The sequence below is a fragment of the Dyella sp. AD56 genome, from assembly GCF_002878475.1.
Lineage (GTDB): Bacteria > Pseudomonadota > Gammaproteobacteria > Xanthomonadales > Rhodanobacteraceae > Dyella.
In genome coordinates this window covers 206390-231163 of the sequence record NZ_NRDP01000007.1, presented here as the reverse complement: position 1 = coordinate 231163, position 24774 = coordinate 206390, and the positions used below count along the sequence as shown (strand labels likewise).

General features: G+C 61.2%; 20 protein-coding genes. 14 read left to right on the top strand and 6 right to left on the bottom strand.

Annotated elements, in window-relative coordinates; translation table 11 throughout:
* Positions 1-90 precede the first annotated feature (90 nt).
* Both cysN and cysD read right to left on the bottom strand, forming a co-directional pair.
* The gene (gene cysN, locus DyAD56_RS07140) at positions 91-1980 is read right to left on the bottom strand and encodes a sulfate adenylyltransferase subunit CysN (protein WP_102302050.1); all 1890 of its coding nucleotides are present in this window, start codon (positions 1978-1980) and stop codon (positions 91-93) included.
* Positions 1980-2882 (bottom strand): sulfate adenylyltransferase subunit CysD, encoded by a 903-nt coding sequence (gene cysD, locus DyAD56_RS07135; protein ID WP_102302049.1) that lies wholly within the window; start codon positions 2880-2882, stop codon positions 1980-1982. The genes cysN and cysD overlap by 1 nt, the downstream gene beginning before the upstream one ends.
* A gap of 471 nt (positions 2883-3353) precedes the next feature.
* Here cysD and DyAD56_RS07130 point away from each other — a divergent pair, with 471 nt between their 5' ends.
* The 4 genes from DyAD56_RS07130 to DyAD56_RS07115 are packed head-to-tail and all read left to right on the top strand — an operon-like array spanning position 3354 to position 6871.
* Positions 3354-4499, top strand: a complete 1146-nt coding sequence (locus DyAD56_RS07130) for an ABC transporter permease (protein ID WP_233202318.1) — start codon at positions 3354-3356, stop codon at positions 4497-4499.
* Positions 4496-5311, top strand: a complete 816-nt coding sequence (locus DyAD56_RS07125; protein WP_102302047.1) for an ABC transporter ATP-binding protein — start codon at positions 4496-4498, stop codon at positions 5309-5311. Before DyAD56_RS07130 ends, DyAD56_RS07125 begins: the two co-directional genes overlap by 4 nt.
* A gap of 1 nt (position 5312) precedes the next feature.
* The gene (locus DyAD56_RS07120) at positions 5313-6251 is read left to right on the top strand and encodes an MlaD family protein (protein ID WP_102302046.1); all 939 of its coding nucleotides are present in this window, start codon (positions 5313-5315) and stop codon (positions 6249-6251) included.
* Positions 6248-6871: an ABC-type transport auxiliary lipoprotein family protein gene (locus DyAD56_RS07115; protein WP_102302045.1), complete on the top strand. Its 624-nt coding sequence runs from the start codon at positions 6248-6250 to the stop codon at positions 6869-6871. The genes DyAD56_RS07120 and DyAD56_RS07115 overlap by 4 nt, the downstream gene beginning before the upstream one ends.
* Before the next feature lie 10 nt (positions 6872-6881).
* Here the strand turns inward: DyAD56_RS07115 and DyAD56_RS07110 are convergent, their stop codons facing one another.
* Together DyAD56_RS07110 and DyAD56_RS07105 are read right to left on the bottom strand one after the other, a co-directional pair.
* Complete coding sequence (locus DyAD56_RS07110; RefSeq protein WP_102302169.1) at positions 6882-7511, bottom strand: alpha-ketoglutarate-dependent dioxygenase AlkB; 630 nt, start codon at positions 7509-7511, stop codon at positions 6882-6884.
* Positions 7512-7531: 20 nt separating this feature from the next.
* Positions 7532-8929 (bottom strand): amidase, encoded by a 1398-nt coding sequence (locus DyAD56_RS07105; protein WP_102302044.1) that lies wholly within the window; start codon positions 8927-8929, stop codon positions 7532-7534.
* A gap of 167 nt (positions 8930-9096) precedes the next feature.
* Between DyAD56_RS07105 and DyAD56_RS07100 the strand changes: the two genes are divergently transcribed.
* Positions 9097-10716, top strand: coding sequence for an electron transfer flavoprotein-ubiquinone oxidoreductase (locus tag DyAD56_RS07100; RefSeq protein WP_102302043.1), 1620 nt, complete (start codon positions 9097-9099; stop codon positions 10714-10716).
* Positions 10717-10764: 48 nt separating this feature from the next.
* On the opposite strand, the gene DyAD56_RS07095 is transcribed toward DyAD56_RS07100, so the two are convergent.
* Complete coding sequence (locus DyAD56_RS07095) at positions 10765-11892, bottom strand: glycosyltransferase family 2 protein (RefSeq protein WP_233202329.1); 1128 nt, start codon at positions 11890-11892, stop codon at positions 10765-10767.
* A 426-nt stretch (positions 11893-12318) separates the two neighbouring features.
* Here DyAD56_RS07095 and DyAD56_RS07090 point away from each other — a divergent pair, with 426 nt between their 5' ends.
* The 4 genes from DyAD56_RS07090 (at position 12319) to DyAD56_RS07075 (ending at position 18001) form a co-directional block, all read left to right on the top strand.
* Positions 12319-14400: a glycosyltransferase gene (locus DyAD56_RS07090; RefSeq protein WP_102302041.1), complete on the top strand. Its 2082-nt coding sequence runs from the start codon at positions 12319-12321 to the stop codon at positions 14398-14400.
* 99 nt (positions 14401-14499) lie between these two features.
* On the top strand, positions 14500-15246 hold the full coding sequence (locus tag DyAD56_RS07085; RefSeq protein ID WP_102302040.1) for an electron transfer flavoprotein subunit beta/FixA family protein: 747 nt from the start codon (positions 14500-14502) through the stop codon (positions 15244-15246).
* A gap of 80 nt (positions 15247-15326) precedes the next feature.
* A complete protein-coding gene (locus DyAD56_RS07080; protein WP_102302039.1) occupies positions 15327-16271 on the top strand; it encodes an FAD-binding protein in 945 nt (314 codons plus the stop codon).
* Between the two features lie 386 nt (positions 16272-16657).
* Positions 16658-18001, top strand: a complete 1344-nt coding sequence (locus DyAD56_RS07075) for a phosphomannomutase (RefSeq protein WP_102302038.1) — start codon at positions 16658-16660, stop codon at positions 17999-18001.
* A 455-nt stretch (positions 18002-18456) separates the two neighbouring features.
* Here the strand turns inward: DyAD56_RS07075 and DyAD56_RS07070 are convergent, their stop codons facing one another.
* The gene (locus tag DyAD56_RS07070) at positions 18457-19827 is read right to left on the bottom strand and encodes a hypothetical protein (RefSeq protein ID WP_146010456.1); all 1371 of its coding nucleotides are present in this window, start codon (positions 19825-19827) and stop codon (positions 18457-18459) included.
* Between the two features lie 442 nt (positions 19828-20269).
* Between DyAD56_RS07070 and DyAD56_RS07065 the strand changes: the two genes are divergently transcribed.
* From DyAD56_RS07065 to DyAD56_RS07045, 5 genes are all read left to right on the top strand, one after another.
* Complete coding sequence (locus DyAD56_RS07065; protein ID WP_102302036.1) at positions 20270-21220, top strand: UDP-glucuronic acid decarboxylase family protein; 951 nt, start codon at positions 20270-20272, stop codon at positions 21218-21220.
* A 6-nt stretch (positions 21221-21226) separates the two neighbouring features.
* Complete coding sequence (locus DyAD56_RS07060) at positions 21227-22183, top strand: glycosyltransferase (protein WP_102302035.1); 957 nt, start codon at positions 21227-21229, stop codon at positions 22181-22183.
* A complete protein-coding gene (locus DyAD56_RS07055) occupies positions 22164-22565 on the top strand; it encodes a GtrA family protein (protein WP_102302034.1) in 402 nt (133 codons plus the stop codon). The genes DyAD56_RS07060 and DyAD56_RS07055 overlap by 20 nt, the downstream gene beginning before the upstream one ends.
* A gap of 35 nt (positions 22566-22600) precedes the next feature.
* The gene (locus tag DyAD56_RS07050; RefSeq protein ID WP_233202317.1) at positions 22601-23158 is read left to right on the top strand and encodes a hypothetical protein; all 558 of its coding nucleotides are present in this window, start codon (positions 22601-22603) and stop codon (positions 23156-23158) included.
* 227 nt (positions 23159-23385) lie between these two features.
* Complete coding sequence (locus DyAD56_RS07045) at positions 23386-24705, top strand: UDP-glucose/GDP-mannose dehydrogenase family protein (RefSeq protein WP_102302033.1); 1320 nt, start codon at positions 23386-23388, stop codon at positions 24703-24705.
* Positions 24706-24774: the final 69 nt, after the last annotated feature.

Below are 24774 nucleotides of genomic sequence, written 5' to 3'. Positions count from 1 at the left end.
CGCAACATGTGAACGGATGGACCTCCCCATCACGACCATCCCGACCGCCGCCGGGATGGTCGTGGAAACCGCTACGCGCGAATGCGCCGGTCAGGGGGTGTGGGGCGAATGCCCCAGACCCGTGAGCAACTGCTCGACGACCTGCTCGGCAAGCTGTTCGGGGCGCAGACCTGCGGTGCGCAGGCGCAGCTCGGCGGCGTCCGGTACCTCATAAGGCGAATCGATGCCCGTGAAGTTGATGATCTCACCGGCACGGGCCTTGCGATAAAGACCCTTGGGATCGCGCCGCTCACACTCGTCCAGCGTGGTGTCAACGAACACCTCGAGAAACTCCCCACCATCGAACAGACTGCGCGCAAATTGGCGTTCGCTCTGGAACGGCGAAATCACGCACACCAGCACGATCAACCCGGCATCGACCATGAGATGGGCGACCTCGGCGACGCGACGGACGTTCTCCACGCGCGCCTCGGGCGTAAAGCCCAAATCCTTGTTCAGGCCGTGGCGCAGGTTATCGCCGTCCAACATATAGGTGTGATAGCCGAGTGAATGCAGGCGCCGTTCGACCAAATTGGCGATGGTCGATTTGCCCGCGCCGGAAAGCCCGGTGAACCACAGGCAGCGAGGCTGCTGCCCCTTGCTGACGCTGCGAACCTCTTTGTCCAGGTCGGTGTGCTGCCAATGCACGTTGGCCGCGCGGCGCAACGCGAAATCCAGCATGCCGCAACCGACAGTGGCATGGGTGGTGCGGTCGATCAGGATAAAGCCGCCCAGGGTGCGATTGGTCGCGTACGACTCGAAGGCGACGGCATGGTCGAGATCGATGTTGCAGTAGCCGACCTCGTTGAGGTCGAGACGGCGGGCCGCCAGTTCGGCCTGCGTGTTCACGTCCACCTTGTGCTTGATCGAAGTGATGCGCGCATTGACCGTACGCGAGCCGATCTTGAGCCAGTAGGCACGATTGGGCAGCAGTGACTCATCGCCCATCCATAAGATGTGGGCGGCGAACTGATCAGCCACGGGCGCGGGTCGGGCCGCGTCGGCAATCACGTCGCCGCGGCTGACGTCGATCTCGCGGTCGAGCGTCAACGTCACCGCTTGGCCGGCCACGGCCTCCTGCAGATCCCCATCGGCGGTCACGATGCGCTCGACGCGGGCACGACGCATCGCCGGCTGCACCACGATCTCCGAGCCTACGGCCAACCGGCCGCCGCTGACCGTGCCGGCGTAGCCGCGGAAAGAGGCGTCAGGCCGGTTCACCCACTGCACCGGCATACGGAACTCTTCGGCCTGCGCCACCACCGTGTCGGCAGCCTCCAGCCATTCCAGCAGCGTGGGGCCCTGATACCAGGGCATCCGCGTCGAGCGCTTGCCGACGTTATCGCCGCCTGGCGCAATGACCGGCAGGCAATGCACGGTCGTGATGCCCAGCTGTGTGGCCAATTCGCGGTACTCATGAGCAATGGCTGCGTAGATGTCTTCGCGGCAATCGACCAGATCCATCTTGTTGACCGCCAGCACCACCTGGCGAATGCCCATCAAGGCGCAGATATAGCTGTGACGGCGCGTCTGCGGCAGCAGACCCTTGCGCGCGTCCACCAGCACCACGGCCAGCTGGGCCGTGGAGGCACCGGTGGCCATGTTCCGGGTGTACTGCTCGTGCCCCGGACAGTCGGCCACAATGAAGTTACGGCGTGGCGTGTGGAAATAGCGGTACGCCACGTCAATGGTGATGCCCTGCTGGCGCTCGGCGTCGAGGCCGTCGGTCAGCAGAGAGAAATCCAGCGTATCCGGGTCGCCCCCTTGGGGCTTACGGCTGTCGCGGACCAGCGTGGCGAGCTGATCGTCGGGCACCATGCCAGCGTCGTAGAGCAAGCGGCCGAGCAGCGTGCTCTTACCGTCGTCGACGCTGCCGCAGGTGATGAAACGCAACAAGCCGGTGTCTGGGGCAATGCTCTTGGCGGTATCTGTCATGGCCATCAGAAGTACCCCTCCTGCTTCTTGCGCTCCATCGACGCGTTGCCGTCGTTGTCGATCACCCGCCCCTGGCGTTCCGAACTGCGGGAGGCCGCCATCTCGTCAATGATCTGGTCCAGCGTATCGGCGGTCGACTCGACCGCACCCGTGAGCGGATAGCAGCCCAGGGTGCGAAAACGGACATGGCGCATCTCCACCTTCTCACCTTTGCGCAGATCGAACCGGTCATCGTCCACCATGATGAGCGCACCGTCGCGCTCGACGACGGGCCGCTGCTTGGCGAAATACAACGGCACCACCGGAATCTGCTCACGGCGCACGTAATGCCAGACATCCATCTCGGTCCAGTTGGACAAGGGGAAGACACGCACGCTCTCGCCCTTGTGAATCTGGGTGTTGAAGGTGTGCCACAACTCCGGGCGCTGCTGCTTGGGATCCCAGCGGTGCTGCGCATTGCGGAAGGAGAACACGCGCTCCTTGGCGCGGGATTTCTCCTCGTCGCGGCGCGCACCGCCAATGGCGGCGTCAAAACCGTACTTATCCAGCGCCTGCTTGAGCGCCACAGTCTTCATCACATCCGTATGCACGGCCGAACCATGCGTGAGCGGTGAGATGCCCTGGCGAACGCCTTCCTCGTTGATGTGGACTAGCACCTCCACGTCGCCCGCCGTTGCCACCTCATTGCGGAACGCGATCATCTCGCGGAACTTCCAGGTGGTGTCCACGTGCAGCAGCGGCATCGGCGGACGAGCCGGGTAGAACGCTTTGCGCAGCAGATGCAACAGGACCGAGGAGTCCTTGCCGATGGAATACAGCATCACGGGGCGCTCGAAAGCAGCAGCCGTTTCGCGAAAAATGTGGATGCTCTCGGCCTCGAGGGCGTCCAGATAGGACATGGAAGACATGCGTGGCGTCACTGGTTCCTGGGGCCTCGGTTGCTGCCGGGCGTGCGATCAATGGGGCAATTTAGCGGAAAATGGCAAGCGCGGCAGTGTTAGAGCCTGCTCAATGTCTCCACGTGGCCCGCGCCGGGAGCTGTTTGCGCGCAGGACAAGGAAGAACGAAGGAGTGTACGTCCGTACACGACTGAGTGATGACGCCGACCTGTGGGCAAACAGACTCGGCCCGAAGGGTTGTTCGCCCCAAGCGCCCAGCGAGCGGTCCGCAGCTTGACCTGACCACCACTGACCACCAGTCAGGCACTGCGCTGCAGCCCGCTCGCTGGGCGCTTGGGGCGAACAACGCGGGCTGCGTGGAGACATTGAACAGGCTCTCAAAGGCCACAAGGTCTAGGGAAACGCTTCAGCACGATCTCCGATGACCTCACCATCATTTCGTCACCTGCCCTGGGCGACACTCCATTAAGATCGCGGCCCATGAGTACATCGATGGCGACAGGAAGCGCACAACTCGATGCCACGACCACGCCACCACGCCTGCGCGTGGCCGGCGACTGGACGCTGGCTCACTACGCCACGCTTGAGCGCGCAGTCGACGCGCTGAAGAGCCGACTGGACCAGCACACCCCCATCGACCTGAGCGCGCTAGGTACGCTGGACACCGCCGGCGCCGCGCTGCTGGCTGGGCTGCTGGGAGCGAATCGACTCAGCGACCTGGCCACCGACGACCCCGCCCTGCCCGCCGCGCAACGTGCTTTGCTGCAAACGGTTGGCAAGGCTATGGCCGGTTATGTGGAGCCGCGGACCACGCGCCGCCACAACACGGTGACCGAATTGTTGGCGCGCATCGGCGCGACCATGGAGGGCGTCTGGCACCAGCAGGTACGCCTGCTCGGCTTCGTCGGACTGACCCTGGAAAGCCTGTCGAAAACGATCTTGCGCCCGCGCCGCTGGCGGGTTACGTCGCTGGTCTCACACGTGGAGGAAACCGGCCTGGACGCCGTCCCCATCGTGGTACTGCTGACCTTCATGGTGGGCGCGGTCGTGGCCTTCCTCGGCTCTACCGTGCTCGCTGACTTCGGCGCCACTATCTATACGGTGGACCTGGTGGCGTATTCGTTCCTGCGCGAGTTTGGTGTGCTCCTTACCGCCATCCTGATGGCCGGCCGGACCGCCAGCGCATTTACCGCGCAGATCGGATCGATGAAGGCGAACGAGGAAATCGATGCCATCCGAGCGCTCGGCCTGGACCCGATGGAGCTGCTGGTGCTCCCCCGCGTACTGGCCATGCTCGTGTCGCTTCCCTTGCTCACCTTCCTCGCGATGATCGCCGGACTGGTGGGCGGCGGCCTGGTATGCGCGCTCGTACTCGGCATACCGCCGGTGATGTTCGTCAACGTGGTCAAGTCCGACATCGGCGTGCAGCACTTCCTTGTCGGTATCGCCAAGGCACCGATATTCGCTTTCCTGATCGCCGTCATCGGTTGCCTGGAGGGGTTCAAGGTGAGCGGCAGCGCCGAGTCCGTCGGCGAACACACCACCTCGGCCGTGGTGCAGTCGATCTTCGTGGTGATCCTGCTCGATGCGGTGGCCGCACTCTTTTATATGGAGATGGGCTGGTGAACGCCGTCGCGAAATCTCAGCCGGTCGATAACGTCATCCAGGTACGCGACCTGGTAAATCGCTTCGGCACACAGACCGTGCACGAGCATCTGGATCTGGACGTCCGCCGCGGCGAAATCCTTGGCGTGGTTGGCGGGTCGGGTACCGGCAAATCGGTACTCCTACGCAGCATCGTGGGATTGCGCCGCCCTACCTCCGGGCAGGTTCGGGTGTTCGGGCAAGACCTGCTGGACCTGTCTCCCGATCAACGCTCACGTGTAGAACGACGCTTCGGCGTGCTGTTCCAGAATGGCGCGCTGTTCTCCTCGCTGAATATCGTGGAGAACGTGGCGATGCCGCTGATTGAGCACGCGGGCCTCCAGCGCCCTGACGCGCAGCAACTCGGTGGCGTGAAGCTGGCATTGGCGGGCCTGCCGGCAAGTGCCGAGACGAAGTACCCCTCCGAACTGTCGGGCGGCATGGTGAAGCGCGCGGCGCTCGCGCGTGCCCTGGCACTGGATCCGGAGATCCTCTTTCTGGACGAACCGACCGCAGGCCTGGATCCGATCAGCGCCGCCGCATTCGACCAGCTGATCCTGACCCTGCGCGATGCCCTGGGTCTGACCGTTTTCTTGGTCACGCACGATCTGGACACGCTGTACACGATCTGTGACCGCGTGGCCGTCCTTTCTCAAAAGAAAGTGCTGGTGGTCGGCCCACTCGACGAAGTCGCGCAATGCCCCGATCCGTGGGTGCAGGCTTATTTTCACGGCCCGCGCGGCCGCGCCGCCGAAGAAGCGCACGAGCGCGATACATCTACCGAGGTGAAGTGACATGGAAACGCGTGCCCATCACGTACTCATTGGCCTATTCACGGTGATCGTGGTCGCTGCCGCGCTGCTGTTTGCGCTATGGCTTGCCAAGTCCAGCTCCGATCGCCAGTTCGCGGAATACCAAGTGGTGTTCAACGAAGCAGTGAGCGGCCTCTCGCAGGGCAGCGCCGTGCAGTACAACGGCATCAAGGTGGGTGACGTCACCCAGCTCAAGCTCGACCCCAAAGACCCCCGCAAAGTGCTGGCGCGCATCCGCGTCGGTGGCGATACACCGGTGAAGCAGGACACCCACGCCAAGCTCACGATGACTGGCGTCACCGGCCTGTCGATCATCCAGCTCAGTGGCGGCTCGCCGGGCAGCCCGTCGCTGGAATCGCGCGATGGCCAGCCGCCAGTCATCGTGGCCGACCCATCGCCGCTCAGCCGCATCCTCGCCAATGGCGAGGACTTGGTGACCAACATCAATGAAGTGGTGGCGCGGGCCAACATGCTGTTGTCGCCGGAGAACACCGATCGCATCAGCCGCACGCTGGAGCATTTGGACCAGGCAACAGGAGCCATCGCCGGCCAGCGCGACGACATCCGCCAGCTCCTGCAGCAACTGGCGCAGGCCAGCAAGCAGGCGAACGACACGCTGGCGCAGACCGACAAACTGATCCGCAACGCCAATGGCCTGGTCGACAACCAGGGACGCGCCACGCTGGACAGTGCGAGCAAGGCCATGGCTTCGCTCGAACACTCCGCCGCCGATATCCAACGGATACTCGACAACAACAACGCCGCCATCAACGGCGGCCTGCAGGGCTTCAGCGAACTGGGGCCAGCCGTGCGCGAGCTGCGCGACGCCGCTGGTTCGCTGCGCGGCATCTCGCGGCGCTTCGACGACAACCCGGCCGGCTTCCTGCTCGGCCGCGAACGCAACAAGGAGTTTGAGCCATGAAGTTGCTCGCCCATCTTTTCGCCGGGACGGCGATCGCCCTGTTGAGCGCCTGTTCCGTGCTCCCAAAGTCGGAACCCCAACAAATCTATCGGCTGCCCGCCACGCCGCTGCCGCATGACGGCGGCGCAACGGTGAACTGGTCACTGCGCGTCGACACACCTCAAGCAGAGCGCATGATCGACAGCTCGCGCATCACAGTGCAGCCGCAAGGCGACACGATGAGCGTCTACAAGGGCGCGCGCTGGAGCGACTCGGCCACCACCCTGCTCCGCAATCGCTTTGTCGATGCCTTCCGCGATAACGGGCGCATCACCGGCCTCAGTAGCGATGAAACCAGCCTGCAGGCGGACTATTTCCTGTCCGGCGACCTGCGTGCGTTCCAAACCGTTTATGAGAACGGCCAACCCGTGGTGGTGATCCGCTTCGATGCGCGGCTGGTGAAAAGCAACGGCCTACGCATCGTAGCCAGCCGCCGCTTTGATATCAGTCAGCCGGTGAGTGGCACCGCCGTGCCACAGGTCGTTACCGCTTTCGGGCAGGCAACCGACACGCTTGCCTCACAGCTGGTGAACTGGACGCTACAGCAGCCGTTGGACGGCCGCGACGCACACGCGAACTAGGCGACTAGCCCTAGCGCCTCGACGCATCCACCCAGCGGAACGTCAGATTGAGTCGCGGCCCCACGGCCGCGCTCGTCTTTGGCAGGTCATGCATGTAAAGCCGTTGCGTATGACCTGCCATGCGCAGCAAGCTGCCATGGCCCAGTTCTATGCCCAGCACATTGCCACGCCCGCCCTCATCACGAGGCTTGAGACGAAAACGCCGCGCGGCGCCAAGACTGAGGGAAGCGATGACCGGCTGCACCCCCAACTCAGGCTCGTCATCGCTATGCCAGCCCATCGAGTCCTGGCCACTGCGGTAGAGGTTGGCGAGCACGCTATTGAAGCGCGCGCCGCAGGCGTGGGCCACGCGATCACGCAGTGAAGCCAGTACTGGCGTCCACGGATGCGGGTCAAAGCGCGTACGCGAATAGACGTAGCTCGCATCCTCATCGCCGATCCAGCAGCTGAGACGGGGAGAATCCACCTCCCGTCCGAAGATGCGAATGCGATGGACCTCCCATGGAATCGTCGCCTGCAGATCGGTCAGCAAGGCACAGGCTTCAGCCTCACCCAACCAATGCGGCCACAACGAAAGCTCCGCGTCCGGGAGTGGTAGCGATTGCCAGCCCTCAGATGTCGTCTGATCGAACAGGCCCATGCCGCCGCCTCCGCGCTGCATCAACGAATGGCAGGAAACGTCGGCTCCACATCCAACGTCGCCGCACACACCGATGCAAGCTCGAGCAGCCGCAGATCCGATCCGCGCGCACCGACGAGTTGCAAACCGATCGGCATGCCATCCGGCAAGTAGCCCATGGGAATGCTTACGGCGGGACAGCCGGCCAGGCTGGCAAAGCTGGTGAGATCCGCCTGTGAGTCAGGCACGGGTCCGTCCAGCGGAAATGCGCCCTGCGGCGTGGTGGGTAACACCAGCACGTCGATCTGCGCGAACAGCCGGCGCATCTTGAGCGTGGCGGCATCGAGCACACGGTCGGCGGCCGCGTAGTCGGCGGCGCTTTTGCTGTCGGCGTAACTCAGCAAGCGCCGGAAGTGCTCAGACGCGCGCTGACCGGTGTCGGCCAGATCGGCGGCAAACGTGCCCAGCATCTCCGCTTCCATCAGCAACAGGCCGGCACGCCGCGTGCGGGCGAAGTCCCAGTCCGCGAAATCCACCGTGCGACGTTCGCCCAGTTCCCGCGGCCATTTTGCCAGCGCCTCTTCGAAGACGTTCACCACGTCCTGATGCACACCGAGCGCTGTCAGATTCGGCAGGAAACCAGCACGCAGGCGTCCCGGCTCCCAGTCCGGCGGCGAGAGCGCCACGCGCCGACGGCGAGAGCGCGGATCGTCGGCATCGTAGCCAGCTAACACCTGCAGCAACACGGTGAGGTCATCCGCGCTGCGCGCGAGCAACCCTACGGTATCCAGACGCCGCGCAGCGGGCACCATCCCGCGCGCGGAGATTTCCCCATGCGTCGGCTTAAGTGCGTAAACACCGCAATAGCTCGCGGGAATGCGAACTGAGCCAAGGCTATCCGAGCCGATCGCCGCGACGGCCAACCCCGCGGCCACGGCAGCGGCGGCACCGCCGGATGAACCACCCGCGGTATAGCCATGGCGGTGCGGATTGTGCGTCGCACCGAAGTGCGGATTGTTAGTGACCGCACCGAGCGCGCCTTCGTCCATATTGGTCTTGCCAACCAACACCGCGCCCGAAGCGCGCAGGCGTGATACGACGTGCGCATCATCCGCCACCGGCTGGTGGCGACCGGCGAGACCGGCACTGGTAGACCATCCGGCTACGTCAAAGTTGTCTTTGAGTGCGATGGGAATACCGTCGAGCCGACCGATGACGCCATCGCGACGCCTATGCTGCGCCGCAAGAGCCTGCTCTTGCAGCATGGGCGAGCTCAGGCCGACATAGGCATTGAGTTGAGGATTGATGCGCTCAATGGCTTCCAGATAAGTCTCTGCCAGCCCCTGCGGCTGCACGCGCTCCACCGCGAGCCAATGCAGCAACTGGCACATGGTGGCCCTGCGCAGATCACGTTCGCTGATGGCTGGTTGCATATTCATACTCGCTTCCCTGGCTTGCCTTGAGTGGATTATGGCCTCTGCGGATGAAGGCTTTGCAAGGATCCGGCCACCGTTGCCCCCGGTGGCCCGAACCCGGACAATGCCTGCTTGCCCGTTCCATACCTCTGTGAACGGTATCGTGCCGCCCTAGCCCGTTGGAGTCCGCCATGAGCGACCGCGAAATCATGGAATACGACGTCGTCGTCGTTGGCGCGGGCCCCTCCGGGCTCTCGTTCGCCATCCGCCTCAAGCAGCTCAAGCCGGAAACCACAGTCTGCGTGATCGAAAAGGCATCGACCATCGGCGCCCAGATCCTCTCAGGCGCAGTGATCGAACCGCAGCCGCTGGATGCACTGCTACCAGGCTGGCGCGACAATCCGCCGCCGATCTGCGTGCCCGCAACTGAGGACGAGTTCTGGCTGCTCAGCAAGACCGGCGCCCGCAAGCTGCCGGTGCCGCCGGGGATGAACAACCACGGCAACGTCATCGTGTCACTGGGTGCCATGTGCGCATGGCTGGCTCCGCAGGCGGAAGCGCTCGGCGTGGATGTATTTCCCGGCTTTGCCGCAGCCGACACTATCTATAACGATGATGGCTCCGTGGCCGGCGTACGCATCGGCGACATGGGCGTCGCGAAGGACGGTTCCCACAAAGCGGGTTACACGCAGGGCATCGATATCAAGGCGAAAGTCACAGTGCTGGCGGAAGGTGCGCGTGGCAGCCTCACCAAGCAGCTGATCAAACGCTTCGAGCTGGACAAGGATAGCGATCCGCAGGGTTACTCCATCGGCATCAAGGAGCTGTGGCAGGTGCCCGCCGTCCGCGTGCAGCCCGGCAAGATCGTGCACAGCTTCGGGTGGCCGGCTGACAACCATACCTACGGCGGCAGCTTCCTGTACCACTTGGACAAGGATCGCATCGCGCTGGGCTACGTCAGCGGTCTCGACTACAGCGACCCGAACTACCAGCCGTGGGAGGCGTTCCAGCAATGGAAGAATCATCCCTCGGTGAAATCGCTGCTCGACGGCGGCAGCATTCTTTCAGCCGGCGCACGCGCCATCGTGACGGGCGGATATCAGTCGCTGCCGAAGCTTGAAATGCCCGGCGCGTTGCTGATCGGCGACACTGCCGGCCTGCTCAATGTGCCCAAGATCAAGGGCACGCATCAGGCCATCAAGAGCGGCATGCTCGCCGCCGAACACCTGGTGGCCAACGACCTGAACGCTGCCGGGTTCGATGCCAAGCTACGTGCATCGGACGTGATGGCCGAACTCAAGAAGGTCCGCAACATCAAGCCCGGTTTCAAGAAGGGTCTGTGGTTCGGCATGTTGAACGCCGCCTGGGAAACCACACTTGGCGGTGCGTCACCCTGGACGCTCAAGAACAAGGCCGACTGGTCGTCGTTGCACAAGCTCGGTGAATGCGAGGAGCCCAAGCGGGACTACGTGCAGCCACGTGAGTTGCCGCCGCGCGACCGTCTGGCGGGTGTCTACTTTGCCGCCACCGAGCACGACGAAGACCAGCCCATCCACCTACACGTATCCGACACCAATGTGTGCGTGACCAAGTGCGCCGTCGAGTACGGCAACCCTTGCACTCGCTTCTGCCCCGCGGGCGTCTACGAGATCGTTGACGACGCCATGCCTGATGGAAGCCAGGGCAAGCGCCTGCAGATCAACGCCGCCAACTGCGTTCACTGCAAGACCTGCGATATCAAGGACCCGTACCAGATCATCAACTGGGTGACACCGGAAGGTGGTTCGGGTCCGAATTACCAGAATCTCTGATCTCATCTGGGGCCAAGGCACTATCGCTTGACCCCAGTTCCGTATTTGTCATGGGTTGTCCATGCGCACAACCCTGACCTCCGGACGCGCGCGCCATAGACGTCCAAACGTACTCGCGTCCGCGTCGGAGGTGACACGAACCTCGGCCACGCGGGAGCCGTATCGACGAACCCATCCGCGAAGCCCGGTGCGCCAATATCCAGACCAGATTTCTACCCCTTGCTGCTCCCATTGATGCTGCCACGACGAGGGTAGCGTGCCGCCTTTCATTAACACCATAAGTGACCGCCCGTCGGCCAGAAGATGGGTGATGACGGCCGCCGATTTGACAGCAGCATCCCCATCGTCAAAGACCATCAACGTAGCCTGGCCTCGCGCCACCGCCAGATCGAGTGGCAGGCCCCACGCCGGGTGATCGCTAAGCAGGCGCTCGCGCCAGCGTTCGAGAAACACTTCCCTGTTCCGCACCTGATAGGCCTTCACTCCCCCCGCCTCCGAGGTTCCGGAAGTAATGCCCTCGAAATGAATGACAACCGAGTGTGGCTGATACAGCACCTTGTAGCCGGCCTCGCGCACTCGCATGGCGAGGTCGGCGTCTTCGTAATAGGCGGGACGGTAGCGATCATCGAAACGACCAAGTTGTTCGAATAGCTCCTTTCGGATGGCAATGGCAGCCCCCGAACAGTAGTCAACTTCTCTCACGTGGGTGTAACGCGGATCGAGCGCCGCATCGAAGCGACCGTAATTGCCGCCTCGCCCATCCTTGTAAAGGATGCCCCCAGCCTCCTGCAGCGTACCGTCGCCATAAAGCAGCTTCGCGCCGACTAGCCCGGCCTTGGGGTGCGCTTGAAACGTGGAAACCATTGCATCCAGCCATCCCGGCTGCACGGCGGTGTCGTTGTTAAGGAAAACCAGGAACTCACCACGGGCGAGCTCCGCACCGCGATTGCAGCTTCCAATGAAGCCCTCGTTACTGGGATTGCGTGTATAACGAACCCCCTTCAACCCGGACACTCGATCGGCAGTCGCATCCGATGAGCCGTCGTCCACCACAATGGCCTCGTAGTTCGTGGCATCGCCACTTGCGACCAGCGCGGCGAGGCACTCAAGCGTATATTCCACTTTGTTGAAGACCGGAATAACGATGCTTACCAGCGGGGACTCGGCGCAAGGCACCTCGGTCAAGGCATCAATGCATGCCGCGCTCGGACGGACCAATGCATGGCGTGGCGTCCAAGGCACCATCCGGCGCAGAAAGTCACTACTCCGATCCCAAGTCCGCACCCAACCGTCGCGCCTCAGGCCCTGCCAAGCACGACTTAAATGCAGTCTAAACCGTCGGCTCATGACGCCTTTGTTCCACAGGGCATTAGCACCTCCCACCTTCACGACGACAAATGCCACAGCCACCCTTCCGCCCCGCCGACATTTGCTAAGGGATCGGTTCCGGGACAGATAAAGTCGCCGAGAATTACATTACTGCAAAGCAGCAATGACCCCTCTAGTACGGCAGAAAGCTGAACGCGCCGAATTGAATGGCCCACGAGCCACATGCGATTATTGCATGTTGGGGCGTAGCCCATCCCTGGATTGAAGCACCTGATGTCTTCTCACGTTGGCTGGAAGCTCCAACAGCTTGGATACACGCTGAAGCGAGTCAGAGGGAGCCTGGCGCAAAGGGGCCTCAAAGGCACCATAGATCGTATTCGCCAAGAGTTTCAGAGCCCTCTCACCGAAGATGCAGCGCTGACGCTGGACAACGTGAGTGCCGTAGCCCCCACCGATATGCCCTGCTCGGCCACACCAACGGTGTCTGTCATCATTCCCGTGCATGGCAAACTCGACTGGACGCTTACCTGCCTGCGCTCCATCGCGCGCGCAGGCGCAGAAACGCCCTTCGAAGTCATTGTGGTGGACGACGCGTCGCCCGATGACACGTACCACGTGCTCTCCAACATCCCGGGGTTACGCGTCCTGCGCAATGAACAGAACCTCGGCTTCATCGGCACCTGCAATGCCGGTGCGCGGGCTGCCAGGGGCGCGCTGCTGTTCTTTCTCAATAACGACACACAGGTCATGCCGGGCTGGCTGGATACGCTTGTGGCCACTCATGCCAACGAACCTGATTGCGGCATTGTGGGCAGCCGACTGGTGTACCCGGACGGTCGCCTCCAAGAGGCCGGCTGCATTGTCTTCGCTGATGGCCAAGGTTGGAACGTCGGACGCTTCGGGCAGCGAGAAGATCCACAGTATCTCTACCGTCGCGACGTCGACTATGTATCGGGCGCTGCGTTACTGATTTCGCGCAACCTTTTCGACCAAGTCGGAGGTTTCGATGCGCGCTATGCGCCGGCTTACTGCGAGGACATGGATCTGGCTTTTGCCGTGCGTGCGACCGGCAAGCGCGTAGTCTACGAACCCGCCAGCGTAGTCGTACATTTCGAAGGCATCAGTTCCGGGCTGGATCCGTTCAGTGGCGTTAAGCGCTACCAGGCCGTGAACAATGGAAAATTTTGCGAGAAGTGGGCGCTTGCGCTAAAGGATCAGCCATCTCGCAAGCTGAGCGTCGACCAAGCTCTGCTGCATGGGCATCGTCATATCCTTATCGTCGATGCTCTAACGCCCGACCCGAATCGGGACTCTGGTTCACTACGTCTCGTCAACATCATGCGACTGCTCCGAGAAATGGGGTGGCGCGTCACCTTTATGGCCGACAATCGTCGGTCCACGCCCGCAGAGATCTCTCGGCTCGGCGCCATGGGCGTACGTGTGCTCTGCAAACCCTGGGCACCGGCCCTACCCGCTTGGCTCGCGCACGAGGGCAAATCCCTGGACGCCGTGATGTTGTGTCGTCACTACGTGATGGCACCACATCTTCCGCTGATCCGAAAAATGGCACCAAAGGCGAAGCTGCTGTTCGACACAGTCGATCTACACTTTTTGCGAGAACAGCGCGCCGCCGCACATGATGACAACCCGGCACTTGCAAAGCAGGCCCAAGCCTCACGAGAAACCGAGCTCTCGCTTATTCGCGCAAGCGACATCACATTCGTGGTCAGTCCGGTCGAGCAGAAGCTGATCGCGGCAGAAGTTCCGGAGGCACGCGTGGAGCTACTCTCCAATGTGCACGAACTATTTGGCAGGACGCACGCTTATCAAGAACGCGAGGGGCTGGTGTTTGTGGGGGGCTTCGCTCACCCACCAAACATCGATGCCGTGAACTGGCTCGTCGACGACATCTATCCCCGCATTCGACAGCAGCGACCCGACATTGAGCTTCACCTGATTGGCGATATCCCTGAGAGCGAGCAACGCCGGCTCGATCTCCCTGGTGTGCATATCCATGGCCGCGTAGCCGATTTAGGTCCCTGGATGGAGCGATCACGTATTGCGCTAGCACCACTTCGATACGGCGCTGGTGTCAAGGGCAAGGTCAATATGGCGATGAGCCACGGCCTTCCGGTCGTGGCCAGCACTATCGCCTCGGAGGGCATGAACCTTGAGCGCGGCGAGAGCGTGCTTGTTGCTGATGACGGGGCAAGTTTCGCCTCGGCCATCCTGTGCCTTTACGACGATCCAGACCTCTGGCTCCGTCTCTCCGACGGTGGTTTACGCAATATCCGTGACCATTTTTCCTTCGAAAAGGCCCGCGCAACACTGGAAGCCGCCCTGGCCAACCCTTAAAAGACCCCTTATGTCAGGCGACTTCAAACGATCGTTTGAGGTCAGGTACAATCGAAATTCCGGCTCCCCTAGGGCAGCCTAGTCTCAAAGGACCCGCAAATGAAGATTCTGGTCGGCTACAAGCGCGTCGTGGATTACAACGTTCGCATTCAAGTGAAGCCCGATGGCACAGGTGTGGTGACAGATGGCGTGAAACTCTCCGCCAACCCCTTCGACGACATCGCACTGGAAGAAGCCCTGCGCCTACGCGAGAAGGGCATTGCCGAAGAGGTGGTGGTCGTTGGCATCGGCCCGGCCGACCTTACCGCCCACCTGCGTAACGGCCTCGCCATGGGCGCCAACCGCGCCATCCACGTGGTGACCGGCGATGCCGTGCAGCCGCTGACCGCCGCCCGCGTGTTCCAGAAGCTGATCGAGAAGGAACAGCCGGGCCTGGTCATCTTGGGCAAGCAGGCCATCGACGATGACGCCAACCAGACCGGCCAGATGCTGGCTGCGCTATGGGACCGTCCGCAGGCCACCTTTGCAAGCAAGGTCGAGATCGCCAACGGCAAGGCAACGGTCACCCGTGAAGTCGATGCCGGCTTGGAAGTGATCGAAGCGGAACTGCCCGCGGTGATCACCACCGACCTACGCCTCAATGAGCCGCGCTTCATCAAGTTGCCGGACATCATGAAGGCCAAGTCCAAGCCCATCGATACCATCGAGTTCGCTTCGCTGGGCGTGGAAGCCAACGACCATCTCAAGACCACCCACTACGCCGCGCCCGCAAAGCGCAGCAAGGGCGTGATGGTGAAGGATGCGGCCGAACTGGTCGCGACGCTGAAGCAGAAGGGGCTTTTGTGATCATCCCTGATCAGATCCCGGCCATCCATGGCCGGACTCTTCACTAAAAGCCTTCCTGCCCCACGTTTGAGGGAACACTCATGAGCAAGATCCTCGTCATCGCCGAACATCTGGACGGCAAGCTGAACCCCTCCACCGCGCGCGCCGTAAGCGCCGCTGCGGCCATCAAGCCCGAAGCCATCGACGTGCTGGTACTCGCTGGCAACGTCGATGACATCGCCGCCGAAGCCGCCAAGATCGAAGGCGTGAGCCGCGTGCTCACCATTGCCCGCGCTGAGAATGCCCATCCGCTCGCAGCGGTGCTGGCGCCGCAGATTGCCAAGGCCGCCGCCGGCTACAGCCACGTATTCGCACCCTCCACCACGTTCGGCAAGGACGTGCTGCCGCGCGTCGCCGCCCTGCTGGGCGTCGCCCAGGTCAGCGACGTGATGAGCGTGGAAGGCAGCCATACCTTCAAGCGCCCCATCTACGCCGGCAACGCCATCATCACCGTCGAAGCCGATGCAGGCAGCACCGTGGTTGCCACCATCCGGACCGCTTCGTGGGCTGCCGCTGTCAGTGGTGCGAACAGTGCGCCGGTCGAGGCATTGAACGTCGACGTCACCCTGCCCTCGCACACCCGCTTCGTCGAGCTGCAGTCAGGCAAGAGCGATCGTCCGGATCTGCAGAGCGCCAGCAAGGTCGTCTCCGGTGGCCGCGGTGTGGGCTCGAAGGAGAACTTCGACATCATCTACACCTTCGCCGACAAGATAGGCGCCGCCGTGGGTGCCTCGCGCGCCGCCGTCGACGCTGGCTACGTGCCCAGCGACCTACAGGTGGGCCAGACCGGCAAGATCATCGCCCCCGAGCTGTACATGGCCATCGGCATTTCCGGCGCCATCCAGCACCTGACGGGCATCAAGGATGCCGGCACCATCGTCGCCATCAACAAGGACGGCGAGGCACCGATCTTCGAGATCGCCGATATCGGCTTGGTCGGTGATCTGTTCAAGATCATTCCGGAACTTGAGTCTGCACTGGGCTGATACCACAGCGATAACCTGTAACAGGGACGGCGGGCACCGGGAGACCGGAGTCCCGCCGTTTTCGCTTCAGCGCTCTGCTGAAAGGGCTTCGACCGGATCGGGGTAAGTGCTCTCGATGCTCCTCCCTGCCGCACCGCCAGAAGCGCCTGATAAACAAATGTCTCCAAGACCCAATGCTTTGCATCGGTGTCCCAAGCCCTTACCCTGAATACTCTCGTTCCCTGAAAGTCTGCTTTTGGCAGATGTCGTCATACACTGAACGGGATCGAACGATGAAGTTTCAGCACAGCCTCGCTCGCTTCGGGCCAATAGCCAACCGCTAATGAGCGGCGCCTCCGCGTCGGCACTTTTTTACATCTACACACGCTTCAAGGACCATTACTCCCATGGATCTTCGCTGCTTCAAGGCCTACGACATTCGTGGCCGGGTACCCGACGAACTCAACGAGACCCTGGCGCAGCGGATTGGATTTGCGCTATCCAACCAGTTGGGCCCCGGCCCGGTGGTTCTTGGCAGGGATGTACGCCTGAGCAGTCCGGCCCTCCAGGCAGCCCTGTCTGAGGGTCTGCGACGCGGTGGGCGTGATGTGATCGACATCGGGGTGGGCGGTACCGAAGAGGTCTATTTCCAGACTGCGCACCTGGGCGCCGCTGGTGGCGTGATGGTCACGGCCAGCCATAATCCCATGGACTACAACGGCATGAAGCTGGTCCGCGAAGGCGCGCGCCCCATCAGCGGAGATTCCGGCCTATTCGCCATTCGTGACGCCTGCGAAGATCCCGTTCCGGATCTTCCGCTCACAGGTAACGAACGCGCCCAAGACAATCGCTCAGCGTTTGTCGAACATCTGCTTGGCTACATCGAGCGGGATACGCTTAAACCTCTCACGATCGTCGTGAACGCCGGCAATGGCGGAGCAGGCCTCGTCATCGATGCACTCGCTCCACACTTGCCGTTCAAATTTATCCGCGTGCATCACGAACCTGACGGCAACTTTCCCAACGGCATTCCCAATCCACTCTTGCCGGAGTGCCGAGAGGACACCGCCAAGGCCGTCGTGCAGCACGGCGCGGACTTTGGTGTCGCCTGGGACGGCGATTTCGACCGCTGCTTCTTTTTTGACGCCAATGGCCGATTCATCGAGGGCTACTATCTAGTAGGCCTGCTTGCCGCATCCATGCTGCGCAAGCATCCCGGCGCCAAGATCATTCACGATCCTCGACTGACTTGGAACACGATCGAAATGGTGAAGGCGGCCGGTGGCATTCCCGTGATGAGCAAGACGGGCCACGCGTTCATCAAAGAGCGCATGCGTGCTGAGAATGCGGTCTACGGTGGCGAGATGAGCGCCCATCATTATTTCCGTGACTTCGCCTACTGCGATTCCGGAATGATTCCCTGGCTGCTCATCGCCAGTCTGGTGGCATCTACTGGCACATCGCTGGCAGAGATGGTCGAAGACCGCATGGCTGCATTCCCCTGCAGCGGCGAGATCAACTTCAAGGTAGAGGACGCCAAGGCCTCTATCGCTCGCGTCCTGGATCACTATGCCAGCGCAAACCCCGTGCTCGATCATACCGATGGCGTGAGCGCCGACTTCGGTCACTGGCGCTTCAACCTTCGCAGCTCCAATACGGAGCCCTTGCTGCGCCTCAATGTGGAGTCACGCGGCGACATCGCCCTGATGGAACAGCGGACCGCCGAGATCGCGGACCTGATACGCCGCTAAAGTCCGCGGCGTTGCGTGATGGGCGGTCATCGCGCACAGCGGTCGCCCACCCTTAGGGTATCTTTGCAGGAGTCAGCGAGCGGCAATGCTCGCTGACTCCGGTCAAGAAACGATCGCCACCTAGCAATTGAGTCGGGCAGCACCGTGTGGACTGAGCCGACACAGGAGATTCATCGCGAGGACTTCGGCGGTTCGCGTTGCGGCACGATTGAGGTTGCCTTCGCAACTCTCCCTGCGTCTCCGGCAGAGACCGTCGAAAACACCGACAACAGGCATCTTGGCCTCGCCTTTACCAAGGCAACGGTCACCGAACTGCCGTAACGCCGAAGAGGCCGGGGCGATGTGCATCTCTCCGGCACCATCAAAGCGCACAGGCAGCCGATCCCCTGGAGGCACGCCGCCACGCAACCGGAAGCGCTCCACGACAGAGTGGCACTTACCGACGGGATACGCTCTCAGAATTCGGCGCGAAGCCGAGCCGGCAGCTTCAGGAGCGTAGCCAGATCCGTTTCATCGAACGGAATGAAACCATGCCAGTAGGAATACATCAGCGCCCAGTTCAACAGGACCAGCGCCGCTACCAAGCAGGTCAGCATGGCCACACGCCGGGGCGTCGCCAGCTGATTGACGATCATGGCGGCTGAAATGGCGAAGATCGGCATGACGTCCACCATCGGGCGACTACCGAAGCTGCCTCCAAACGGCCAGCAATACCAGCTGGCACAGATGTACACGTGCAACGCTAACACCAGAATCATCGCCCAACCCAGCATGCCCTGGCGCCGAGCCAGCGCAGGCAGGCCAATCACACCCAGGATAAGCAGTGGAGTCCATAGCAGTGCCCCTTTGCGGATACTGAAAAGGAAATCCAGGAGCGCGGGATGGGTCCAGAAGAACTTGGCGTCCTCTCCCACCACCGTGTACGCATTGACCAACCAGTGGCCAGTCAGGTGCTTCCAGTACAGCAGCTGCGGAAACAGCACGAGCAGTACGCAGGCACCTGCCAAAAGACCATCGGCGACGAAAGCCTTTAGGTCTCGGTCCTTAGACCAACGCTCCACGAAGAACGCGATCGTCAGCAAGGCAAACGGTGCATTGGTCATGCGCGTCAACGCAATCAACCCGGTCACCACACCCACGGCCACCACCCACCCGCGGCGAGGACGAGCGCCACTTCGGCGCGCTGTCATCAGCAGATAGAGCAGTATCGAGGTGAGAGCAAACTGGTAAACGTGACTAAACGAAGCGTCATACGTCGCATAGTGGAATACGTTAGTTCCAAAAACGCTCAGCGCTACGGTCACAAGCGAAACGCCCGCCGAGTAGCTGCTACGCAATGCATAGAAGAGGAAAATCATCCCAATGCACAGGTAGCTGATGGCAGATACCGTGTTCGCTATCTGATAGAACCGGGAGTAGCCAGTCTGCGGCTCACCCGCGACGCCTGCCAGGACATGCGCACTCAGAAAAAAGGGCGACTGCAGTAAGGCGGTCCCGACGGCGTACTTATTGAAGTTTCGCCCCGTCCCGTTGACCGGATTGATACCGACCGCATAGGAGGTCGCCCCCTCGGGCATGTTCTTCAATGCCGAGGAGAGTTCGAGACTGTGGTCAATAAAGACCGAAGGAAGATATGCGTAGTAACCGAATCCGTCCGAGCGTATCGGTGGACCATTCAGGTGCTTCGAATAGATATGCACACAAGAAAATACTGCGGCGAGTACCGTCAGCACGACGAGAAGCGCGATATTGCGGGTCTCTGCGGACCAGCGGACTTGGGTTTCATTGGCCCAAAACCGACTTACCGTCGCCTGTTCGACGTCCATGGCTGACTGATTCACACCGTAACCCCGAAATTCCCCAGTCCATATGTTCCTTCAATGCAAAGGGATCGGCAAGATATTTCGGCGGCATTCGTAAGTTAAGCGACAGCACCAACCGAATCCTACGCCCCCGACCAAGTCTCCTCATCGACGCCGTGACGCCAGGGACGCAAAGCTGGGCCCTGGACCCTGACTAACGCCCAGGGTCCGAACCACGAGCCTTGCCCGATGTCCTCTAACTGTTACTTTCACTGACTGTCATGGGACCGCCCTACGATGCAAGCCCCCGCGGACTCAAGTAACATGTTGCGCTTTACTTTGGGGCATTGGGATAGGTGAATTTCGTTGTCGGGTCAACGCGACAATGTCTTTTATTGCCCGGCGGACGAGCGCAAATTGCTTTGAAGCGGACCGCGGCAGCTCTTCGATCACTCACGATTCAAACATGGAGAACACTTTGAGCCAGATTCTGGTAACCGGCGGCGCGGGGTTTCTGGGTTCGCACCTGTGCGACCGCCTCATTGAGGCGGGACATGATGTCCTCTGCGTGGACAACTTCTTTACCGGCTCGAAAGACAATATCCGTCACTTGATCGGGCACCCGTCATTCGAGCTCGTGCGTCACGACGTTACGTTCCCACTCTACGTCGAGGTCAAGCAGATCTACAACCTCGCCTGCCCGGCATCGCCTGTGCACTATCAGCACGATCCGGTGCAGACCACCAAGACCAGCGTCCATGGCGCCATCAACATGCTTGGACTAGCAAAGCGCACTCGCGCACGTATCCTGCAGGCGTCGACGTCTGAAGTGTATGGCGATCCCGAGGTCCATCCGCAACCGGAATCCTATTGGGGCCGTACCAACCCCGTAGGTATCCGCAGTTGCTATGACGAAGGTAAGCGCTGCGCAGAAACGCTGTTCTTCGACTACTGGCGCCAGCACCAGCTGGAAATCAAGGTCATGCGCATCTTCAACACGTACGGTCCGCGCATGCACCCGAATGACGGCCGCGTGGTCAGCAACTTCATCGTGCAGGCGCTCAAGGGCGAACCCATCACTATCTATGGCGATGGCACGCAGACGCGCAGCTTCTGCTACGTCGACGACCTGATTGAAGGCATGCGCCGGCTCATGGATAGCGCGGTGGACATCACCGGCCCCATCAACATCGGCAATCCGGGCGAGTTCACCATGCTGGAGCTGGCCGAAAAGGTCATCAAGCTCGTGGGCGGAAAATCCAAGATCACCCACATGCCGCTGCCGAGCGACGATCCCAAGCAGCGCCAGCCGGACATCACGCAGGCCAAGACAAAGCTTGACTGGAGCCCCAAGGTTTCGCTTGATGACGGCCTCAAGGAGACGGTGGCCTATTTCCGCAAGCGTCTTGAGGCTTGATAGCACATGCGTCATCCCAAGCTCATCGTCGTTACGCCGGTGTTCGAAGACACGGAGGCGTCATCCATCCTTTTCTCTGAGCTGGCGAAATCCTGCGGCAGAGAAATTCATGTCGTGGCTGTCGACGATGGCTCGGTTCGCGAGCCGCTCACGCCGAAGGGAATGAATGACGCCGGTATTCATGGCACGGTAGTCAGGCTCAAGCGCAACGTGGGGCACCAGCGTGCCATTGCGGTGGGCCTATCCTACGTCGCCGACCATTTCAGCGATATCGACCGCGTTGTCGTCATGGACTCCGACGGTGAAGACCTTCCGGAAACCATCGCCAGCCTACTCGACGAACTCGATAACTCCGAAGTGGACGTGGTCGTCGCCGAGCGCAGGAGTCGCGTTGAAACGCTACGCTTCAAAGCCTTCTACGTGGTCTACAAGTATTTGTTCAGCTTGCTGACCGGGCGCAAGATCAGCTTCGGCAATTTCATGGCCATGAACGGGGCTGCCGTGCGCCGCTTGTCGTCCATGGGGGAGCTGGCCACTCATGTGGCCGGTACCGTGCTCGTTTCCCGCTTGCGGTGGCGCACCTGCGCCCTGGACCGTGGTCCCCGCTATGCAGGCAAGAGCAAGATGAACTTTGTTGGCCTGGCGTTGCATGGCTTCAAGGGCCTGATGATCTTTGCCGAGGATGTTCTCGTCCGGGTCGGCATTGCGTGCGCCGCGGTGGCGGTCCTGTCTCTGCTCGGCAGTTCGGCCGCCGTTGTCCTGAAGATGATCGGCTATGCGACGCCAGGCTGGTTCTCGGTGGTCCTTGGGCTTTTGCTGCTGGTGTTTCTGCAGACCGGTGCGATCACGCTAATGACCTTGATGCTCACTGGCATCACGCGCAGCAGCACCGTCCTGCCACTGGATTACCGCCTGTTGATTGACCAAGTGTTCGCGACGACTCATGACCATAGCGATCACTAGCCTTCTAAGACACCAGCCGATTCGGTATCTCATCAACGGACTGGTTGCCACCTGCGTCAGCTACGGCACCCTTAGTGCCTGCATTCACCTGGCCCACATACCCTCTGCGGGCGTGGCCAATTTCATCGCAGCCATTCTAGGCATTACGGCATCCTTCCTGGGTAGCCGTTACTTCGTGTTCCCAGAGGGGGCGGAGTCCATCTGGCATCAGCTGGCGAGATTCTGGTTGCTTTACGCAGTGCTTGCACTAATGCAAGCAGCCGTGCTGTTCGTCTGGTCAGATCTGGCTGGCCTTGACTATCGCATCGGCTTCCTGATTGGAACGTTCTTGCAGATGGTGTGCAGTTATTTCGGAGGAAAGCATTGGGTATTCAAGCAATAAAGATCAGCCGCATTGTTGCGATCACGACCGTCTTCGTGATCGTCCTGTTGGCCACTTACGTCGTTCACTCACTTTATCTTCGGGTGAATGTCGTCTTCTACAGCGCCATCCTCGACGGCGTCATTGCGACGCTGCTGTGCGGCGTCCTGTTGTGGGCGCTCCCCTGGTTCAAAGTGCTTGGCCTCGTCGAGAAGCTGCAACTCGTAGTCATCTGGCTGCTGCTCGGCTACGGCTATGCCATCTCCGTACCTACCGTGCTCGACCGTTCGCTCTCCTTCTACATTCTGGAGAAGCTGGAGCAGCGCGGCGGCGGTATTCGCGAGGACGCATTCCAGGACGTGTTCACCAAGGAGTACGTCAAGGAGCATCACTTGGTTGACGTGCGCCTTACCGAACAACTGGAGTCCGGCACCATCGAGATTCATGATGGCTGCGTTCTGCTGACCGACAAGGGTCGCCGCCTGGCCACCATCAGCCGGTTCTTCCGCAACCATTTGCTCCCCAAGCACCGGTTGCTGATGGGCGCTTACTCGGACGCACTTACTGATCCGTTCCGCAACAGCACGACCGATGTCGATTACCGCTGTAAGTAACAGCGCACTTCGGAGGCGAGTTTCTTGCGGAGTGCGGCAGCTCGCCTCCCCGGCCTGTGACGTATGCGCCAAGCTGTACGTTGGTTCTTCCAACTACGACTGTCGCGCCAGCGCTGCCTCGGACCAGAACATCATCAACATGTATGCCGAGCCCCTGCACCATGCAGCGACTGGGCTCTCGATTCACTTTCAGGCGACCGGCGCTTCGGTCGGCAGGTAATGTCCCCATGAAGATCACTGTAGTAGGAACTGGATACGTCGGCCTGGTGACGGGCGCTTGTCTTGCTGAGATGGGCAATGACGTACTGTGCCTTGACGTCAATCCCGAGAAGATTCGCATTCTTCAGGAAGGCGGCGTCCCCATCCACGAGCCGGGCCTGGACAAGGTCATCGCATCCAACGTAGCGGCGGGCCGCCTGCAGTTCACCACTGACATCGAGAAAGCAGTGGCTTATGGCACCGCCCAGTTCATTGCCGTAGGCACACCGCCGGATGAAGATGGTTCAGCGGACCTTACCTACGTCCTCGAAGCCGCACGCAACATCGGCCGACTGATGACCGAGTACAAGCTGGTCATCGATAAGAGCACGGTGCCCGTTGGCACGGCTGATAAAGTGCAGGCAGCCATCGCCGATGAATTGACGAAGCGTGGCATGCAAATCGAGTATTCGGTGGTTTCCAACCCGGAGTTCCTCAAGGAAGGTTCTGCTGTCGAAGATTTCATGAAGCCCGACCGCATCATCGTCGGTGCCAACGATGAACGCGGCATTCGCATGATGAAGTCGCTCTATGCGCCGTTCCAGCGCAATCATGACAAGGTCGTGATCATGGACGTGCGCTCCGCCGAGCTCACGAAGTATGCGGCAAACGCCATGCTGGCCACCCGCATCTCCTTCATGAACGAACTTGCCCTGCTTGCTGAGAAGCTGGGCGCAGATATCGAACTGGTGCGCCATGGCATTGGCTCGGATCCTCGTATTGGCTATCACTTTCTGTATGCCGGCTGCGGTTATGGCGGCTCCTGCTTCCCGAAGGACGTGAAGGCACTTATCAAGTCGGGGGAGGAGGCTGGCCAGCACTTGCGTGTGCTGCATGCTGTCGAGCAAGCCAATGACGCGCAAAAGCGCGTGCTCACCAGCAAGATCTGCAAGCGCTTCGGCAATGACCTGACGGGCCGCCACTTCGCCATCTGGGGCCTGGCTTTCAAGCCGAATACCGACGATATGCGCGACGCGACCAGCCGCGTACTGATTGCCGACCTGATCGAGCGCGGAGCGACGGTTTCGGCTTACGACCCCGTCGCGCTCGAAGAGGCACACCGTGTTTTTGGTGACCAACCGGGCCTCAAACTGGTCAAGTCACCCGACGAGGCCGTCGCCGAGGCAGATGCCCTGGTCATCGTGACGGAGTGGAAGGAGTTCCGCTCCCCCGACCTCGGCGAGCTCAAGACGCTGCTGAAGGCTCCGATCGTGTTTGATGGCCGTAATCTTTATGAACCCTCAAGCATGACCGAGCAAGGCTTCGAACACTATCCCATCGGGCGCTAAGCCCGGCACTAGCCTGCGCAACGCCTTCGGGCGTTGCCAGTAGCCACGAATTGGATCGAAAGCGTAAGG

Excerpts from the sequence above, each read along its gene's own strand:
- DyAD56_RS07100 (WP_102302043.1), top strand. The coding sequence starts at position 9,097 with ATGAGCGACCGCGAAATCATGGAATACGACGTCGTCGTCGTTGGCGCG.
- DyAD56_RS07085 (WP_102302040.1), top strand. The coding sequence starts at position 14,500 with ATGAAGATTCTGGTCGGCTACAAGCGCGTCGTGGATTACAACGTTCGC.
- cysD (WP_102302049.1), bottom strand. The coding sequence starts at position 2,882 with ATGTCTTCCATGTCCTATCTGGACGCCCTCGAGGCCGAGAGCATCCAC.
- DyAD56_RS07070 (WP_146010456.1), bottom strand. The coding sequence starts at position 19,827 with ATGGACGTCGAACAGGCGACGGTAAGTCGGTTTTGGGCCAATGAAACC.
- cysN (WP_102302050.1), bottom strand. The coding sequence starts at position 1,980 with ATGGCCATGACAGATACCGCCAAGAGCATTGCCCCAGACACCGGCTTG.
- DyAD56_RS07090 (WP_102302041.1), top strand. The coding sequence starts at position 12,319 with ATGTCTTCTCACGTTGGCTGGAAGCTCCAACAGCTTGGATACACGCTG.
- DyAD56_RS07130 (WP_233202318.1), top strand. The coding sequence starts at position 3,354 with ATGAGTACATCGATGGCGACAGGAAGCGCACAACTCGATGCCACGACC.
- DyAD56_RS07055 (WP_102302034.1), top strand. The coding sequence starts at position 22,164 with ATGACCATAGCGATCACTAGCCTTCTAAGACACCAGCCGATTCGGTAT.
- DyAD56_RS07115 (WP_102302045.1), top strand. The coding sequence starts at position 6,248 with ATGAAGTTGCTCGCCCATCTTTTCGCCGGGACGGCGATCGCCCTGTTG.
- DyAD56_RS07075 (WP_102302038.1), top strand. The coding sequence starts at position 16,658 with ATGGATCTTCGCTGCTTCAAGGCCTACGACATTCGTGGCCGGGTACCC.
- DyAD56_RS07080 (WP_102302039.1), top strand. The coding sequence starts at position 15,327 with ATGAGCAAGATCCTCGTCATCGCCGAACATCTGGACGGCAAGCTGAAC.
- DyAD56_RS07045 (WP_102302033.1), top strand. The coding sequence starts at position 23,386 with ATGAAGATCACTGTAGTAGGAACTGGATACGTCGGCCTGGTGACGGGC.
- DyAD56_RS07105 (WP_102302044.1), bottom strand. The coding sequence starts at position 8,929 with ATGAATATGCAACCAGCCATCAGCGAACGTGATCTGCGCAGGGCCACC.
- DyAD56_RS07110 (WP_102302169.1), bottom strand. The coding sequence starts at position 7,511 with ATGGGCCTGTTCGATCAGACGACATCTGAGGGCTGGCAATCGCTACCA.
- DyAD56_RS07060 (WP_102302035.1), top strand. The coding sequence starts at position 21,227 with ATGCGTCATCCCAAGCTCATCGTCGTTACGCCGGTGTTCGAAGACACG.
- DyAD56_RS07065 (WP_102302036.1), top strand. The coding sequence starts at position 20,270 with ATGGAGAACACTTTGAGCCAGATTCTGGTAACCGGCGGCGCGGGGTTT.
- DyAD56_RS07120 (WP_102302046.1), top strand. The coding sequence starts at position 5,313 with ATGGAAACGCGTGCCCATCACGTACTCATTGGCCTATTCACGGTGATC.